This window comes from Nostoc sp. MS1, from assembly GCF_019976755.1.
In the GTDB taxonomy this organism is placed as follows: domain Bacteria; phylum Cyanobacteriota; class Cyanobacteriia; order Cyanobacteriales; family Nostocaceae; genus Trichormus.
This window is the reverse complement of sequence record NZ_AP023441.1, coordinates 389,621-406,018: the sequence shown is the minus strand read 5'-3', so window position 1 is coordinate 406,018 and position 16,398 is coordinate 389,621. Positions and strand designations below refer to the sequence as shown.

Below are 16,398 nucleotides of genomic sequence, written 5' to 3'. Positions count from 1 at the left end.
TCCAATGTTAGTAGTCCACGGTGTCAGTAAGGACAGGGCTTTATGCTAGTTCATATTATTGCTGATTATGGGTTTGGCGACCTTGCTTTTGCAGAGGTGGTACAGCGTATTAAGCTTCATCTACCGGATGCCGAACCAATACTGACACCCGTGCCGGCTTTTGCCACCCTAGCAGCCAGCTTCTGTATCGCACAGTTAGGTTTGAATCAAGCTCCAGCCGGGACAATTATTTATCATAATATTGCACCCCGTGAGGATGATGAACAGGCACGCCCTGGAAATGCTGGTGAACGTCTGGCTTTTGCCCGCTTGCTTACGGGTGTGCGTATCATTGGTGTCAATGCAGGTTATACTTTCTCGTTCGTACGTGATTTGGCTGTAGAATTGCGGTGGGCTGCTGTTGCCGCAGAGGGTTCACAGTTCCGCTCTCGTGATTTGTTTCCAGAGGCGGCAGGTGCGATCGCTTTAGGTTTACCTGATGCTTTAGATGAGGAAATTCCGCGCTCTGAGATACCTGATGTGCCACCCAACTGTATAGCCTATATTGATGGCTACGGTAATTTAAAAACTACTATTAAGTATGAGGAAAGCAAGACACATCAAAGTGATACTGTATTAGTGCAAATTGGTGAAAACCAACACAAAGCAATCAAAAGTGATGGGAGTTTTGCAGTAAAAACTGGCCAGTTAGCTTTTGCTCCTGGAAGCAGTGGTTGGATGAATTCACAAGGTGAACATACGTGCTGGATGGAAGTATTTCTTAGGGGTGGTAATGCCTGGGAATCTTTTAATCGCCCAGCAATTGGTACACAGATAAATGTTAGTTAAAGGCTGACTACTAATTTCATAACAAAATCAAAAACTATAGCAGTATTAGACATTAGCTATTGGTTTGGCTAGTGCTGCTATAGTATTGACTTGGCGTTTTATCATTCTGTCATCTATGTTCAAGCTCTTTGGTTTCTAATGTTAGTTTTAAAGGATACAATGGCTCAGAGCCATTTAGCTGCCAAATTCTCAATACTAATACAGCCGCTACAGTTAGCCACACACAAGAAAATGATAAAGTTATTCCGGCGATCGCAATAGTTTGCCAATAAATTGCTGTCACTACTATGGCAGACAACCAAGGGCCTAAAATAACTACAGGAACAGCAGCACCTAATCGTCGTTCTACAGTAAAAATGGTGTTCCAAGTATCCCCTAAAGCCAGATGTACTACAAACAAAATGAAAGGTAGAACCAAAAACTGGTGATTCATTTGCTGCCAAACTAAGACAGAAGAAATTACCCGTAAAACGGCAATCATCATCCAAACTATAGGAAATACTAATGGTGGAGGTGACCATCTAGGTCTAATTACTTGGTCATAGGTCTGACGAGAACGGGTATTATCTAAAGGAGAAAAAAGTCGTGAACGCAAACTTAATAAACCAAAAAATAATACAGTCAATAAAGTGCTAAACCAATTGGGCATAGAAGAATTGTGATCAATCCACATTACTAATTTTTCCATTCCCAGCAACGCCAGAACCATAGCCCCTATTTGGGTAATAGTTCCTAATTTATACACTAAAACTGCTTTGATATCTAGTTCTTGTGTATTACCTATTGATGTAACTGAAGTCTGTTTATTTCCAGTTTTTACACCCATCAATATGTTGACGAAGTTTTCAATTATTCCATTACTATTATTGGATTCGGTCATGATTCAGGGCTGTGTTTTGTTGGCAACAAGTAATAATAAATTATTATAGAATGAGTATTAAGCTGTTACCCATTCAATTTGCATAATAAGGGCAGCAAGATGCCCACCCCACAAGAGTATTCTGTATAACTTCGTAATTGCGAATTACAAATTACGAATTAATATAACTCTTCCCACGTTGATAAATCTCACGGGCGTAATCAGTCCAAGCGCCTTGCCCCCAATAACGGAAACAGCTTGTTTGCAATAAGAGATTGTATAATAATGCTTGACGATAATTGGCTTGTTTAGTCATCGATGAATCTGAATCGAGTAATAAACTATCAAACTTTTGATGAAATAAATTACTCAATTCATACATAGGAGACAAAACATTTTCATATCCCTTGACCCAACTGATATGATTTGTCCAAGAAGCTCCTTCTAGATGAAAGTTAGGATTAATTTGCTTGATTTCTTCTATAGCTTTCTCTACTGCTTCTGGTTGAGAATTATTTGAAGAAACACGCTGCCATATCTGATGTTGTCCTGTTGGCTGACAAGCAGGAAAATCTTCAACTTGACAACCTGCCGCCTCTATTAACTCTAAATATTCTGTGCCACATACCCCAACAACACCAGACCTTCCGCCGCCGTTATTTACCATATCCCACCAAGCTTGTTTGAAGGCGCTAGGAAATTCATTCATCATCACACCGCCATTTTCACCATCACCAATTTGACTAACGATTGCGGGAATTTCTACATTTCCTAAACGACGTTTTGATAAAGTTTTGGCTTCATAGTATGGCTGCATCTGAGCAACTAATTTAGTATCGGAACCTTGGGTTTTAATTAAGGCAATGACACTAATAGTTTCGCCTTGAGAATTACGAGCAATTAAGCGATGAGGCAAATGTTTATCAGTTAGGTGTTGTCCATCAATTGTTTCTACTGTATGTTCTTGTACTAGTAACCAACGATAACCACATTCTTTAAGGGCTTTGACAAATTGAAATAATGTATCTGGGTGATTTGGTAGGTGCATTTCTGGCGGAGAAAAACCTTTAACTCTGGCTAATGCTTCCCAGCCAAAAATTGCGGCAAAATATTGTTGCCATGCCAAAATATGTAATTTAATATCTTCGATTGGTGTGGAGGGAACAACAGCATGACCCCACATTGTACCTAGCCATTCTACATAAGGTTGATACTTAGGATCGCAAGTAATTCGCTTGAGATTATCTAAGACATCATCGCGGCCCATTTGCCGTAACCCCCACAAGAGATTACCAGAGTAGTCCAACATGATGCGAGGATTGCAACCTTGGCTAACGAGTTCGGGAATAAAATCTCCCATGCGGCTGTAACACCAAGCAAAAGGTCCAGCGTTGTGGTTGTCGCCTTCCTGGGGATGGGCAAACATATATTGCAGATTACTGATCAATTCGCCACCACTACCGGCTGGTATAGTTGGTTGGTGCATATGTAGAGCGATCGCAAATACTGCATTTACATCTGCTAAGTTAATATTGGTTGTAGGTAAGAAGACTGGCGCATCATTGTTAACTACAGACAGAACCTCAGCTTCCGAACCAGATATATTTGGCAACCCATCAATAATTTCCGGCAGGGTGGTATTTTCTAGGGAAAGCATTTTGGTTGTTCCACAATGATGAATATTGATTATGGTAGTTGGTAATGGGTAATTGGTAATTGGTAATTGGTAATTCGTAATTATTGTATGGTGTCGCTAGAAAATTCCATCAGTTTTTGGCTGAGGAATTTTAAACGTAACTTATAAATTTATGGAAGTTACCGAAACGGAACTATCTCCTGCTGTATTTCACATCTTACGGGCGAATACAAGGCGTAGCTTGTTTTTTGAGAATAATAAATCTCCAAAACGCTGGATTTTTGCCCAAATTGAGTTTTCGTGAGCTTGTTGTATGTTGACTGGCGGTGTGGCTATTTTTAAAATCAACTCTAGCAACCAAGGCGCTAGATTTTGACACCAGATAGCTAAATGACTTTGCCAACCTACTAAGATTTCTGGTGCATCTTTTTCTAATCCAACAATTAAGGCTTTAGCTACTTGCTGCGGTGTCATGGGAGTCACCCAACGAAATAGCTTTAAGTCACGTACCATATCTGTTTCGGTGAGAGTTGGTAGTAACGCTTTTACTTGGATGTTGTACTCAGCTAGTTCGCGCCGCAAGGCTTGGGTAAAGCCTAAGATGGCAAATTTTGTGGCTGAATATGTCGCCATTGTTGGAGCAGCCACTTTTCCCATTAAGCTGGAAACATTGACAATTGTTCCTTGTCTTTGGCTGGCCATGCGTTTGGCGATGAGACTTGTGAGGGTGTACATTCCCAACAAGTTCACCGAGAGTTCTTCTTGGACTTGCGGAAGTTTGGAACGTAAGAAGGAACTTTGATATGCAACGCCTGCACAATTAACTAGTAAGTGAATGGGGCCGTAACTGCGCCACAGTTGGGCAATGGCAATGTTTACCTCCGTCACTTGGGTTAAATCAATTGCTAAAGTGACAGCTTGGACTCCCATCGCCTCGATTTCTTGGGCAACTTCTCTTAATTTTTGGCGATCGCGTGCCACTATAATTAATCTATGGATACCTTGTTGCGCTAATTCTAAAGCGATCGCTCTACCAATACCACGGGAAGCCCCAGTCACTAGGGCAACCTTACCTTGAATCTTCATGGATTTTATCCTCCAGAGTCTCGCTTTTACCCCAGTTCGGAATTAATCAATCAACGTGAGGTAAAATAAATCTTTAGTTGTCATCAATGACAGAAAAGCAATTAGCCTCTAGCAACGATAGATTTTCTAGGCTAATCTGCAAACCAATGCAGATTCTCATCACTTTCTTACACAATTGGCTAAATTGATATTGCTCATAGGTTTGACCTCTTTTGTATCAGAGCGTTTATCTGTATCGTTGCTTTACACACGTTAGCAATTAAATCAAGTACCTGCAACAATCTTTAATAAGAATTTCTTAATACTTATTTACAAGCAGATATATAAATAATTCGTTTTTTAGATAAGTTTTTATGAATAGTTCAGCATAAATATGATGATCCCCTGACAATTTAACTCTGGCGGGAACTGGCAACAGTGAAGGCTCATAGATCCCCGACTTCTTTAAGAAGTCGGGGATCTGAACACCCGCAACCTTTCCAAATCAATCAGATGAAGTAGTACAAATTAATTGCGGCTGTATATTGGCGGGGGGTTTGGAATCAACATTAGTGTTAGTAGTTCCGTCTGATTTTACTTGAGCGATCGCAGGAAGGAAGATTCCACCCGTCAAGATTCCTGCCACCAAACCCAAGTACACAGAAGCTACTCTCATGTAACTTTCTCCATAAAAAACTTAATACTTAGGGTTCCCAATTCTGTGATTGGACGTTTAGCAATTATTTTCAATACTTTAAATCCAATTAACTCTACACTGTGTTCAAGCCCAAATTCGAGCCATTGGATATCGATTATGAAGCTAGAAGGAAAAGTGGCGCTGGTAACAGGCAGTAGCCAAGGCATAGGAGCGGCGATCGCAATTCGTTTGGCACAAGAAGGAGCAAGTATTGTCATCAACTACCGCTCCCATCCTGAAGGAGCAGAAAACACTTTATCAAAGGTAAAGGCTGCTGGTGGGCAGTGTCACTTAGTTGATGGGTTGACAATTCAAGCAGATACAGGAATTGTCTCTGATGTGCAACGGATGATTACAGAGAGTATTAGTCATTTCGGTAAATTAGATATTTTAGTTAACAATGCAGGCATAGAAAAAAACGCTGATTTTTGGAATGTAACCGAAGCAGATTACGATGCTGTGATGAATGTGAATCTCAAAGGGGTTTTCTTTGCCATTCAAGCATTTGCCAAACATCAAATAGAAACCCAACAACCAGGCAAAATTATTAATATTAGTTCCGTACATGAGGAGTTACCCTTCCCTCACTTTGCGTCTTACTGTGCCAGCAAAGGCGGTTTAAAGATGCTCACCCGGAATTTAGCCGTAGAATTAGCTCCCTATGGTATCACTATTAATAATGTCGCCCCAGGAGCTATAGAAACTCCCATTAATACTAAGCTTTTAAACGACCCAGAAAAATTAGGTGCGCTGCTGAAAAATATTCCCTTGGGACGGTTAGGGCAACCAAAGGATGTTGCTTCTATTGTGGCTTTTCTTGCCTCTGCTGAGTCGGACTATGTTACAGGTACAACATTCTTTGTTGACGGTGGATTACTCTGGAATTATCAGGAGCAATAATAAAGATAGGAACCAAGGACAGGGAAATGGAGTTCCGAAACTTGTAAGCGAGTATTAATCACTCATTAATAAATTTCTAAGACTCATCAGCGAATATTAAAGACTCATCAACCGAGTTCCGAGACTCATCGGCGAGTATTCAAGACTCATCAGCGAGTATCAAAGACTCATCAACCGAGTTCCGAGACTCGTCAGCGAGTATCAAAGACTCATCGGTGAGTATTCAAGACTCATCAACCGAGTTCCGAGACTCATTGGCGAGTATCAAAGACTCATCGGTGAGTATTCAAGACTCATCAACCGAGTTCCGAGACTCATTGGCGAGTATCAAAGACTCATTAACCGACTTCTGATAATCGCTCCCTGTTCTCCATTTTTAAATTTTATAAACTCAAAATTGCTATGACTCCAGAAGAAATAAGATTGCAACAGGATCGGGAACGTATCGCCTACTGGAAACGCTGGGGGCCTTATCTCAGCGATCGCCAATGGGGTACAGTACGCGAAGATTATAGTCGTGATGGTACTGCCTGGGACTACTTTCCTCACGATCATGCTAGATCGCGGGCTTACCGTTGGGGCGAAGATGGGATCGCTGGTATTTCTGATAATAAGCAACGTTTGTGTTTAGCGATCGCACTTTGGAATGGTCATGATCCCATCCTCAAGGAACGGTTGTTTGGGTTGACGGGAACAGAAGGCAATCACGGTGAGGATGTTAAAGAATATTATTTTTATTTAGACAATACACCCAGCCATTCCTACATGAAATGCTTGTATAAGTATCCCCAACAAGCATTTCCCTATGCGCAACTGGTAGAAGAAAATCAACGCCGTGGCAAATTTGAGCCAGAGTTTGAGCTACTGGATACAGGCATTTTTGCCGATAATCGCTATTTTGATGTGTTTGTAGAATATGCCAAAGCTGCACCAGAAGACATTTTGATGCAAATTACCATCACTAACCGCAGTTCACAAGCCGCCACACTCCATTTACTACCCACACTTTGGTTTCGCAAACTCTGGCAGAAGGATGGGGAAATTGACGAACCATTTATTAAAGTGGTGAGTTCAGATAACAACTTTAGTTTAATTGAAGCAGAGCATCCCACCCTGGAAACTCGCTGGTTGTATTGCCAAAGCGGTGCAGAACTTCTATTTACAAATAACGAAACTAATTACGAAAGATTATTTGGCTTCAGCAATGACTCGGCTTATGTCAAAGATGGTATCAACGATTATGTAGTTAATGGTAAAACAGCAGCCGTCAATCCCCAACGTCTAGGGACAAAATTTGCTGCCCATTACAAATTACAGTTCGCGCCTGGGGAGACTCAAGTATTGCGTCTGCGGTTGAGTGATGTGCAAACATTACCAGACCCCTTTGGTAATGATTTCGATACCATCTTCCAAACGCGGATAGCGGAAGCTGATGAGTTTTACCAACGTATATGTCCTTTTCCCCTGTCCGCAGATGAACGCAATATTCAACGACAGGCGTTTGCCGGCTTGTTGTGGAGTAAGCAGTATTATAACTACATCGTGCATGAGTGGCTGTGTGGCGACCCAGGACAACCACCCCCACCGCCAGAAAGAAAAGCCGGACGCAACCATGAGTGGATTAGTTTATTTAGTGAAGATATTCTCTCCATGCCAGACAAATGGGAATATCCTTGGTTTGCGGCGTGGGATCTAGCTTTTCATCTGATCCCCTTTGCCGCCATCGACCCAGATTTTGCCAAGTTGCAATTAGAACGGCTCACACGAGAATGGTATATGCAGCCAAATGGGCAATTACCGGCTTATGAGTGGGCGTTTGGTGATGTCAATCCCCCTGTACAAGCGTGGGCAGCTTTGCGTGTATATGAGATTGAGCAGAAAGTGTATGGCAAAGGCGATCGCGCTTTTCTGCAAAGGGTCTTTCACAAGCTGTTACTTAACTTTACTTGGTGGGTAAATCGTAAAGATGTCGAAGGTAAGAACGTCTTTCAAGGTGGGTTTTTAGGTCTGGACAATATTGGGGTATTTGACCGCAGCAAGGAATTACCCACAGGCGGACATATTAACCAAGCAGATGGTACAAGCTGGATGGGCATGTACTGTTTAAATATGTTAGCGATCGCCTTAGAACTGGCTCAAGCCGATTCTACCTATGAAGATATTGCCAGCAAATTTTTTGAACATTTTCTTTACATTGCCGATGCCATTAATGGCATTGGCAATGCAGATATTTCCTTGTGGAATGAGGAAGATGGCTTTTACTACGATGCGCTGCACTTACCGAATGGCGAACAATTCCCCCTGAAAGTGCGCTCAATGGTAGGGTTGATTCCTCTCTATGCTGTGACGGTACTGGAGTTAGAAACTTTACAACGTTTTCCTGGTTTCAAGCGGCGGATGGAATGGTTTATTCGTAACCGTCCCGATTTGAAAAACAACGTTGCTTGTATGGAAACACCGGGAATTGGTGCGCGGCGGCTATTGGCGATCGCTTATCGAGGCAAGTTACAACGCATCTTACAACGGATGTTAGACGAGAATGAATTTTTTAGTAACTATGGGATTCGCTCAGTTTCTAAGTACCATCTAGAACATCCCTACATCCTACATCAAGGAGAGCATGATTACTGCGTCCGCTATGAGCCGGCGGAATCGTCTACAGGGTTGTTTGGCGGTAATTCTAACTGGCGTGGGCCGATTTGGTTTCCTGTAAATTACTTAATTATTGAAGCTCTCTGGAAGTTTTCTGACTACTTCGGAGATAGTTTGAAGGTGGAATGTCCTACGGGTTCTGGGCAAGAGATGACGTTAAAAGAAGTTGCGATCGCTCTATCTGATCGACTGGTGGCAATTTTTCAACAAGACTCTACAGGCCGTCGTCCAGTTTATGGTGGTTTGGAAACATTTCAATCTGATCCTCACTGGCACAACTATATCTTATTCCATGAGTATTTTCATGGAGATAACGGAGCCGGGATTGGCGCTAGTCACCAAACGGGTTGGACGGGATTAGTGGCAATGATGATTCTCCACAGCGCTGAGTGTCGGGCGCAGGAGTAGAGGGAGTGGGGGAGATGAAGGAGTGGGGGAAGTGGGGGGAGCAGAGGAGAATAACTATGGACTATGGACTAATGACTAATGACTAAATTTAGCGACCATCTACCAGAATACCTCATGGAAGCCGCAGAATTAGCCCTATTTATGATGACTGCGGGGTTATTTAGTTGTGTGTTTGAATATCCAGGCTCTCCCATTCATCAAGCAATTCCCAATGGAGATTTACGGCGATTTTTGATGGGTGTGATTATGGGTACGACGGCAATTTCTCTCATCTATTCCCCTTGGGGTAAACAATCTGGCGCACACATGAATCCGGCTGTCACCTTGACATTCTATCGTTTAGGAAAAGTTAAACGCCAGGATGCTATTTTCTACATTCTCTTTCAATGTTTGGGTGGGTTAATAGGCATTTCCTTAGTAGCAATACTGTTAGGTGAAGTATTCACCCAATCACCTATAAATTACATCGTCACAGTCCCAGGCAGTTTAGGTTGGCTAGTTGCTTTATTCGCTGAACTATTCATTGCCTTTGTGATGATGATGACCGTTTTATTAACTAGCAACAATCAAAAACTCAACCGCTATACAGGGCTGTTTGCTGGGTTTCTGGTAATGCTTTATGTCTTTTTTGAAGCACCTTTATCTGGTTTCAGTATGAACCCTGCCCGTAGCCTAGCTTCGGCTTTACCTGCAAGGGTTTGGACAGCATTTTGGATATATGTAATTATACCACCTATAGGTATGTTGATTGCATCAATTTTATACCAATCTTTATTCGGTCAAAAAGCCGTCAAATGTGCCAAGCTGCATCACGACAATCATCAGCGTTGTATTTTTCGTTGCGATTACAAGCGTAACGGCAAAATGGATTTAAGCGATCGCCTTCCCATCCCAGGAGAAAATCTATGACAGCCAATACTCATTACGATGTCATCATTATCGGTACTGGCGCGGGAGGAGGTACTTTAGCCTATCATCTCGCTCCCAGTGGCAAGAAAATTTTAATCTTGGAGCGGGGAAAATTCTTACCCAGAGAAAAAGAAAATTGGAGTGCGCGGGAGGTTTACCAAAACGAGCGTTACCACACGCAAGAAAATTGGTACGACATCAACGATAAACCCTTCCGTCCAGGGGTAAATTATTGGGTTGGTGGTAATACCAAAGTTTATGGTGCAGCTTTGTTGCGACTACGAGAACGTGACTTTGAGCAAGTAGAACATAAGGATGGTATTTCTCCAGCATGGCCATTGAAATACCAAGACCTAGAACCTTACTACACTCAAGCAGAGCAACTGTATGATGTTCACGGTCAAGTAGGAGTTGATCCCACCGAACCACCCAGAAGTAACGCCTATCCCTATCCGCCTGTGCAACATGAGTCACGAATGCAGGAACTAGCTCATGGTTTCCAGTCGGTAGGCTTACATCCTTTCAACTTACCATTAGGGTTGAAACTGAATGAAGTTGACCAAAGCTTGGGGAACTGTATTCGTTGTAATACCTGTGATGGCTTTCCCTGCTTAACTCAGGGTAAAGCTGATGCAGAAGTTAACTGCATTAAACCCATTCGCCACTATGCCAATATTACTTTACTCACCGAAGCTAAAGTAACTCGACTACATACCAGTCCTTCAGGTAGGGAAGTTAGCAGCGTCGAAGCCGAAATTAACGGCGAACCGCAGTTATTTACCAGCGATATCGTTGTCGTTGCTTGTGGAGCAATTAATTCTGCTGCATTACTGTTGCGATCGCAAAACGATCAACATCCGCGCGGTTTAGCCAACAGTTCCGATCAGGTGGGACGTAACCTGATGAAGCATGTTTGCATGGCAATGGTACAACTAAACACAAAACTTAACCCTGCTGTTTATCAAAAAACCATTGCTATTAGCGATTTTTACTGGGGCGAAGCCGATTTTCCCTACCCAATGGGTTTGATCCAGAATACAGGTAATGTCTTAGCAGATATGCTACCAGCCGAAGCTCCCGCACTACTGGCTCCACTGTTGAAACTTAGACCAGAAGCAGAGTTAAAAACTGTAGCTGATCGCACCGTTGGCTGGTGGTTGCAGACAGAAGACTTACCAGACCCAGAAAACCGGGTGGAAATTAAAAGCGATCGCCTATATTTAAACTATAAACTCAATAACCTCGAAGCAAGCGATCGCCTGGTAAAACGCTGGGTAAAAATTCTCCAACAAGTTGATCGTGCAGAACATTGTATTCCCTTCAGCCTTTATCCTCGTAACCTGATGCCATTACAATCTGTTGGTCATCAATGTGGCACTTGTCGCTTTGGCGAAGACCCTCAAACCTCAGTTCTGGATATAAATTGCCGTACACATGATGTTGATAACCTCTATGTCGTCGATGGCAGTTTCTTTCCATCTAGTTCGGCAGTTAACCCAACATTAACCATCATTGCCAACTCATTGCGAGTAGGCGATCATTTGTTAGCACGCTGGAAATCATAAGTTGAGTGCTGAGTTGTGTTAGCGGTAGCGGCGCGTTTAGCGCGTGCTGAATGCTGAGTTATGAGTAATAATTTCTCCCTCATCTCCTACTTCCTACAATTTGCGTCAATTCTTCGTTACTCAACGACTGCAAAATGCTGAGATTCAAAGGAGGGCGACTAATAGATTGGGTGTAAGTAGGCTGCAAGTAAGCACGATATTCAGCACGATTGAGTAGATTCGCTTGAAGGAAAGCCACGCTTAAAGCGTTGAGATAGGAATAAGCCGCAGTCCTTTCAGGGCCAAGTAAACCGCTTGGTACTGGTAGGACATTATTTCCTTGGGGTGAGTCACCAATGAGGGTGAAATGGGTGGCGTTGTCAATTAAGACTAAATCTTTGTTGGGGTTGGGAAACCAAGTAAAAGGGCGAATTTGTTCGGCTACTGGTGGGGCGAAAATATCTTGACTACCTGCTATCACCATCACAGGTAGTTTCATCTGATTTATACCACTTTCACCAAAAACAGCACTCGTAATAGGATTAATGGCAATGACTGCTTTAATGCGGCTATCTTGTAACTGATAATCTTGTGGTGGTAACTTGTTCGCCTCACACTGCAACAATAGAGAGACATTCAAGCTAGAATTTTCCGGGTTACACTCTCGGTTAAGTTGAGGAAAGTTAATTTTTGCTCCTCCCAAGGACAACACTGTATAACCGCCAAAGGATTGACCGATCGCTGCAATTTGCTGAAAATTAAGTTTCCCCTGAAGTCTAGAATCAGATTGTGCTAAACGCTGGAGTTCATCTAAGAGAATTTTGATATCTAAAGGCCGATCAATAAATTCCCTTGGTTGTGGTGGCCCTGCCAAACCCGCAAAGTATTGTTCAAAGCGTTTAGCGTTACTCCCAGGATGTTCTAATACAGCAACAGCAAAACCGTAGGATGCTAGATGTTCTGCTAGGTAAATAAAACTATAGCGGTCTGAAGCGATACCGTGAGAAATGACAACGAGGGGAAAGGGCGGCTGTCCTGTACTCGCTGTAGTTGTTTGCGGTAGATATAAATCTACAGGTAAAGTGCGATCGCGCTGAGGATCATTGAGAGTAAAGCTGGCTATTTGCCAACGAAATTTTCCAGGCGATCGTAAATCTGGCAATTGAGGTTCATTCTGATTAGCAATAATAGTCTGGGCTAAAGTGTCTTGTTGTAGAGAAGCAAAAACTTTATCCCTAGTTCTAGTTAATTGCGATAAGTCATTAACTATTCGCACGCCTTCTGAAAAATTCAGCCTTACATTAGTGCTAGGAAAATTACGCAGTACATTAACAACTGATACACCCTGTGGTTGAGAAGCTGATACAATTAGTGCGCCACGCAAAGCATAAAAACCATTCTGGCGAGAATCAGTCTGTACTATATCGCCCAATCTTTGCAAAACCTGTTCACCGATGGGTGAGTAAGTAACCTGAGAGATTAAAGTAGGCGTTACTTTAAAACGTTGCTGAAGAAATTCTCGTAATTGAGTCAGTTGTTCGGGAGTTACACGTTGAGCGTAAAATTGTAAATCACTATCAACCTTTCCTTCCTTAGCAAAAGTTTCTAACGAATTAACAGGTAGAGAAAATTCTCCAAAAGGAGGGTAAAAAAGACTGATGCGTTCAGCACTTAAACCTGGTTTAGCGGTCAAAACAGTGGACAGTAAACCTAGACTCAGATACTTCAAAAACCTTTTCATGAGAATAATCCGCTTGTTTACCTCGTCCAAACAAACTGCGCGTGTTAGTTGCAAGTTGTTCTTGTTTAATACTCATCTCCCCAGCTTGTAGCCAGTTGTGTAGCGGTATTGAACCACATAACACCCACCAACTAGTGAAAAATCGCCAACCCAAGAGTAGATGGAAACTTTTAGGGGTTGAGAGATTACGAATATGCTATTTGCATCATAAGACAATTGCTTACTTTCGTATTCTCTGTTTTGCACCATTAACCGTGCTGCATAGATAGGTTAGCCATTTTGGCAGCAAATTGCATCTATCTCTAGGAAGCTTGTTTTGACTGTTGACTGTTGACTAATGACTAATGACTAATGACTAATTAGTTTCAATTTTGGAAACAAGACTGGCACAGCCTCAATACACAGGTTAGGTTATTGTTTAAACAACGGCCGCACTGTAGCAGCTATGGTAAAAGAATTAGCTATTCGTACCTGTGGGTTAACCAAGCAATTTGAAAGACACTTGGCTGTCAACAATGTTGATTTAGAAATTCAAGCTGGTGAAGTATATGGACTAATTGGGCCGAATGGTGCAGGTAAGACTACTCTCATCCGTATGTTGGCAGCAGCTGAAGAACCAACTACGGGTGAGATTTATATTAACGGTGAACAGCTACGACTTGACAAGAGTAACCCCACTCTCAAGCGTCTTCTTGGCTACCTACCCGATGACTATCCCCTATACGAAGATTTAACTGTCTGGGATTACTTAGATTATTTTGCACGGTTGTATCGTTTACGCGAACCACGCCGCACTCAACGGCTACATGAAGTTTTGGAACTGATACAACTAGAAAATAAACGCAAAAGCCGAATTTCCACCCTATCGCGGGGGATGAAGCAGCGTTTGAGTTTGGCGCGGACAATTATCCACGAACCCATTGTACTGTTTTTAGATGAGCCTGTTTCTGGGCTTGACCCCATTGCGAGGATGCAGTTTCGGCAAATCATTAAGGCTTTGCAAGAAGCTGGGATGACAATTTTTATTTCTTCCCATGTTTTGAGTGATTTAGCCGAACTTTGTACTTCCATTGGCATTATGGAGTTGGGTTTTTTAGTAGAAAGTGCTTCACTCAAAGAACTTTACCAACGTCTGTCTCAACAACAGATTGTGTTATCAACTTTAGATAATATAGAGTTGCTTATCGGTGAATTAAAGCATCATCCATTGGTGGAATATTTAGAGCCAATTCCTGATAAAAATAGCGTGCGGGTTAATTTTTCTGGGACTCAAGAAGATTGTGCAGAATTATTGCGATCGCTAATTATATCCGGCATTCCCATCACCAATTTTCACTGCACTCAAGAAGACTTAGAAAGTATCTTCTTAAAGTTAGGACACAAACAAGCTTCTTAATTAGTCAAAAATTATCACTGCCTATTTTGGAGTTAATCCCATGATACAAAATTTTATGTACAAACTAGGCGAATTGAACCCGCAACTATTACGCGAAATTAAAGGACGTTGGCAGGCAACTAATATTCTACCAGCCGTTGCGATATCTTTACTCGGTCAGTTTATTCTCTTAATATATTGCCAACGTCTACTACCACCAAAATACATCAATACAACTTATGACTATTCTCATGCCTATTGTACAGGTCTTTCTTTGGGAAGTCTGTCGCAATGTATCGTCGATAAATATGATCGTGTAATTGTCAACTGGCAATTATGGAGCCAAGATGTCTTTAATTTGCTCAGTTTAATTGGTATTTTTGTAATTTTAGTAGGGGGAAATTATTTACTAATTAGTGATTTAGCAACTGAAGAACGGCGAGGTACACTCAATTTTATTCGTCTTAGTCCTCAGTCGTACCAAAGTATATTTTTAGGAAAAATGCTAGGTGTTCCCATACTTTTGTACGTTGTATCATTAGTGGCGGTTCCTTTTCATTTATGGTTGGGTATACATGCTCAAATTGCCTTAAGTCATATTTTTGGCTTTTATGCAGTTTTGATAGGAACTAGTATTTTATACTTCAGTGGAGCATTACTTTTTGGGTTAATCGGTACTTGGTTAAGAGGTTTTCAAGCTTGGTTAGGTAGTGGACTCATTTTAGGATTGCTTTTATTCAGCAAAGAAGTGATAAAAGATAACTCAACATTTAATTATCCATTTGTAGTATTTCGATTACTGAACCCTTATTATTTTATTTCCAATCATTTAGGTGACTTTCAATTTGATGGTTTTCATTGGTTTGCTATGCCATTAGGAAACAGTTTTATCATCACAGTAGGTTTCAGTCTCCTAGTTTATTTAGTAGGCACTTACTTTATTTGGCAATCTCTGAGACGTTGCTATCAAGATAAAACTGTTACAATGTTGAGTAAAAAGCAAAGTTATTTATTAACTTCTAGTTTTGTAATTTTTACTTTAGGTTGTGCTAACTGGCAGTCAGGATTTACCAACGAGTTTAATTCATACTCTGGGTTGAGAGAGAATTTGGCTTGTTTGATGTTTTTAAATTTGTGGTTGTTCTTATATCTAATTGCTGCACTTACTCCAAATCGCCAAACGTTACAAGATTGGTCACGCTATCGGCATATTTATAGCTCCCAGAAGCTTGGTAAAGACAAATTAATCAAAGATTTGGTCTGGGGTGAAAAGAGTCCGGGAATAGTTGCGATCGCCATCAATGTTTTCATAGCGATCGCCTGTTTAATTTTCTTCATTGTAGTTGTACCGAGTTCTGGCAATAACAAGTTTTATGCCTTGCTATCTCTAGTTTTTGCAGGTAGTTTAGCTGTAATCTATGCAGCCTTAGCCCAACTAGTTTTATTTATGAAAAATGAATATAGACTATTCTGGGTTAATGCCTTATTGGTTGCTGTCATTATCGTGCCACTATTTATTTTGTCAATATTGTCTTCTACCCCTGACAGCCAACCTTTTGTCTGGCTATTTACTATAGCCTCACCATTAGTTATGCTATTTTCAACAATAAGGGATGAATTAATGATTCCTACCTTTTTAGCAATAATGGGACACGGTGTAATTTTGAGTTTATTGTTGTTCAAAATTACAAAACAATTGAAAAAGTCTGGTGAATCAGCAACAAAAGTCCTCTTAGCAGGAAACTAACTACAGGCATCTGATTTTGATTTTTTTATAAATCTCC

13 protein-coding genes are annotated in these 16,398 nt (G+C 41.4%); 7 read left to right on the top strand and 6 right to left on the bottom strand.

Features of this window, described 5'->3' with window-relative positions; translation table 11 throughout:
* Window positions 1–42: 42 nt before the first annotated feature.
* Window positions 43–828 carry an S-adenosyl-l-methionine hydroxide adenosyltransferase family protein gene (locus NSMS1_RS01705; protein ID WP_224090421.1) on the top strand — a complete coding sequence of 262 codons (786 nt, stop codon included), beginning with the start codon at window positions 43–45 and terminating at the stop codon, window positions 826–828.
* A gap of 109 nt (window positions 829–937) precedes the next feature.
* Here the strand turns inward: NSMS1_RS01705 and NSMS1_RS01700 are convergent, their stop codons facing one another.
* The 4 genes from NSMS1_RS01700 to NSMS1_RS01685 form a co-directional block, all read right to left on the bottom strand.
* Window positions 938–1,708, bottom strand: a complete 771-nt coding sequence (locus NSMS1_RS01700; RefSeq protein WP_224090419.1) for a TspO/MBR family protein — start codon at window positions 1,706–1,708, stop codon at window positions 938–940.
* Between the two features lie 151 nt (window positions 1,709–1,859).
* Window positions 1,860–3,344, bottom strand: a complete 1,485-nt coding sequence (locus NSMS1_RS01695) for a glycosyl hydrolase family 57 (protein WP_224090417.1) — start codon at window positions 3,342–3,344, stop codon at window positions 1,860–1,862.
* Between the two features lie 189 nt (window positions 3,345–3,533).
* Entirely contained in the window at window positions 3,534–4,409 is an 876-nt protein-coding gene (locus tag NSMS1_RS01690; protein WP_224090416.1) for an SDR family NAD(P)-dependent oxidoreductase, read from the bottom strand.
* A 484-nt stretch (window positions 4,410–4,893) separates the two neighbouring features.
* Entirely contained in the window at window positions 4,894–5,064 is a 171-nt protein-coding gene (locus NSMS1_RS01685; RefSeq protein ID WP_224090412.1) for a hypothetical protein, read from the bottom strand.
* Window positions 5,065–5,202: 138 nt separating this feature from the next.
* Here NSMS1_RS01685 and NSMS1_RS01680 point away from each other — a divergent pair, with 138 nt between their 5' ends.
* From NSMS1_RS01680 to NSMS1_RS01665, 4 genes are all read left to right on the top strand, one after another.
* The gene (locus tag NSMS1_RS01680; protein WP_224090410.1) at window positions 5,203–5,985 is read left to right on the top strand and encodes a glucose 1-dehydrogenase; all 783 of its coding nucleotides are present in this window, start codon (window positions 5,203–5,205) and stop codon (window positions 5,983–5,985) included.
* Between the two features lie 402 nt (window positions 5,986–6,387).
* The gene (locus NSMS1_RS01675; protein ID WP_224090409.1) at window positions 6,388–9,045 is read left to right on the top strand and encodes an MGH1-like glycoside hydrolase domain-containing protein; all 2,658 of its coding nucleotides are present in this window, start codon (window positions 6,388–6,390) and stop codon (window positions 9,043–9,045) included.
* Between the two features lie 78 nt (window positions 9,046–9,123).
* Window positions 9,124–9,954 carry an MIP/aquaporin family protein gene (locus NSMS1_RS01670; protein WP_224090408.1) on the top strand — a complete coding sequence of 277 codons (831 nt, stop codon included), beginning with the start codon at window positions 9,124–9,126 and terminating at the stop codon, window positions 9,952–9,954.
* Window positions 9,951–11,519 carry a GMC oxidoreductase gene (locus NSMS1_RS01665; RefSeq protein ID WP_224090407.1) on the top strand — a complete coding sequence of 523 codons (1,569 nt, stop codon included), beginning with the start codon at window positions 9,951–9,953 and terminating at the stop codon, window positions 11,517–11,519. Before NSMS1_RS01670 ends, NSMS1_RS01665 begins: the two co-directional genes overlap by 4 nt.
* Before the next feature lie 79 nt (window positions 11,520–11,598).
* Here NSMS1_RS01665 and NSMS1_RS01660 read toward each other — a convergent pair whose 3' ends face one another.
* Complete coding sequence (locus NSMS1_RS01660; protein ID WP_224090406.1) at window positions 11,599–13,239, bottom strand: alpha/beta hydrolase; 1,641 nt, start codon at window positions 13,237–13,239, stop codon at window positions 11,599–11,601.
* Window positions 13,181–13,393 carry a hypothetical protein gene (locus NSMS1_RS01655; protein WP_224090405.1) on the bottom strand — a complete coding sequence of 71 codons (213 nt, stop codon included), beginning with the start codon at window positions 13,391–13,393 and terminating at the stop codon, window positions 13,181–13,183. Before NSMS1_RS01655 ends, NSMS1_RS01660 begins: the two co-directional genes overlap by 59 nt.
* Before the next feature lie 291 nt (window positions 13,394–13,684).
* Here NSMS1_RS01655 and NSMS1_RS01650 point away from each other — a divergent pair, with 291 nt between their 5' ends.
* Complete coding sequence (locus NSMS1_RS01650) at window positions 13,685–14,635, top strand: ABC transporter ATP-binding protein (RefSeq protein ID WP_224090403.1); 951 nt, start codon at window positions 13,685–13,687, stop codon at window positions 14,633–14,635.
* 40 nt (window positions 14,636–14,675) lie between these two features.
* On the top strand, window positions 14,676–16,361 hold the full coding sequence (locus NSMS1_RS01645; protein ID WP_224090397.1) for a hypothetical protein: 1,686 nt from the start codon (window positions 14,676–14,678) through the stop codon (window positions 16,359–16,361).
* Window positions 16,362–16,398 lie beyond the last annotated feature (37 nt).

What these genes read in the sequence shown, in the direction of transcription:
- NSMS1_RS01700 (WP_224090419.1), bottom strand. Translation starts at nt 1,708, where the DNA reads ATGACCGAATCCAATAATAGTAATGGAATAATTGAAAACTTCGTCAAC.
- NSMS1_RS01660 (WP_224090406.1), bottom strand. Translation starts at nt 13,239, where the DNA reads ATGAAAAGGTTTTTGAAGTATCTGAGTCTAGGTTTACTGTCCACTGTT.
- NSMS1_RS01705 (WP_224090421.1), top strand. Translation starts at nt 43, where the DNA reads ATGCTAGTTCATATTATTGCTGATTATGGGTTTGGCGACCTTGCTTTT.
- NSMS1_RS01650 (WP_224090403.1), top strand. Translation starts at nt 13,685, where the DNA reads ATGGTAAAAGAATTAGCTATTCGTACCTGTGGGTTAACCAAGCAATTT.
- NSMS1_RS01645 (WP_224090397.1), top strand. Translation starts at nt 14,676, where the DNA reads ATGATACAAAATTTTATGTACAAACTAGGCGAATTGAACCCGCAACTA.
- NSMS1_RS01685 (WP_224090412.1), bottom strand. Translation starts at nt 5,064, where the DNA reads ATGAGAGTAGCTTCTGTGTACTTGGGTTTGGTGGCAGGAATCTTGACG.
- NSMS1_RS01665 (WP_224090407.1), top strand. Translation starts at nt 9,951, where the DNA reads ATGACAGCCAATACTCATTACGATGTCATCATTATCGGTACTGGCGCG.
- NSMS1_RS01690 (WP_224090416.1), bottom strand. Translation starts at nt 4,409, where the DNA reads ATGAAGATTCAAGGTAAGGTTGCCCTAGTGACTGGGGCTTCCCGTGGT.
- NSMS1_RS01670 (WP_224090408.1), top strand. Translation starts at nt 9,124, where the DNA reads ATGACTAAATTTAGCGACCATCTACCAGAATACCTCATGGAAGCCGCA.
- NSMS1_RS01680 (WP_224090410.1), top strand. Translation starts at nt 5,203, where the DNA reads ATGAAGCTAGAAGGAAAAGTGGCGCTGGTAACAGGCAGTAGCCAAGGC.
- NSMS1_RS01675 (WP_224090409.1), top strand. Translation starts at nt 6,388, where the DNA reads ATGACTCCAGAAGAAATAAGATTGCAACAGGATCGGGAACGTATCGCC.
- NSMS1_RS01695 (WP_224090417.1), bottom strand. Translation starts at nt 3,344, where the DNA reads ATGCTTTCCCTAGAAAATACCACCCTGCCGGAAATTATTGATGGGTTG.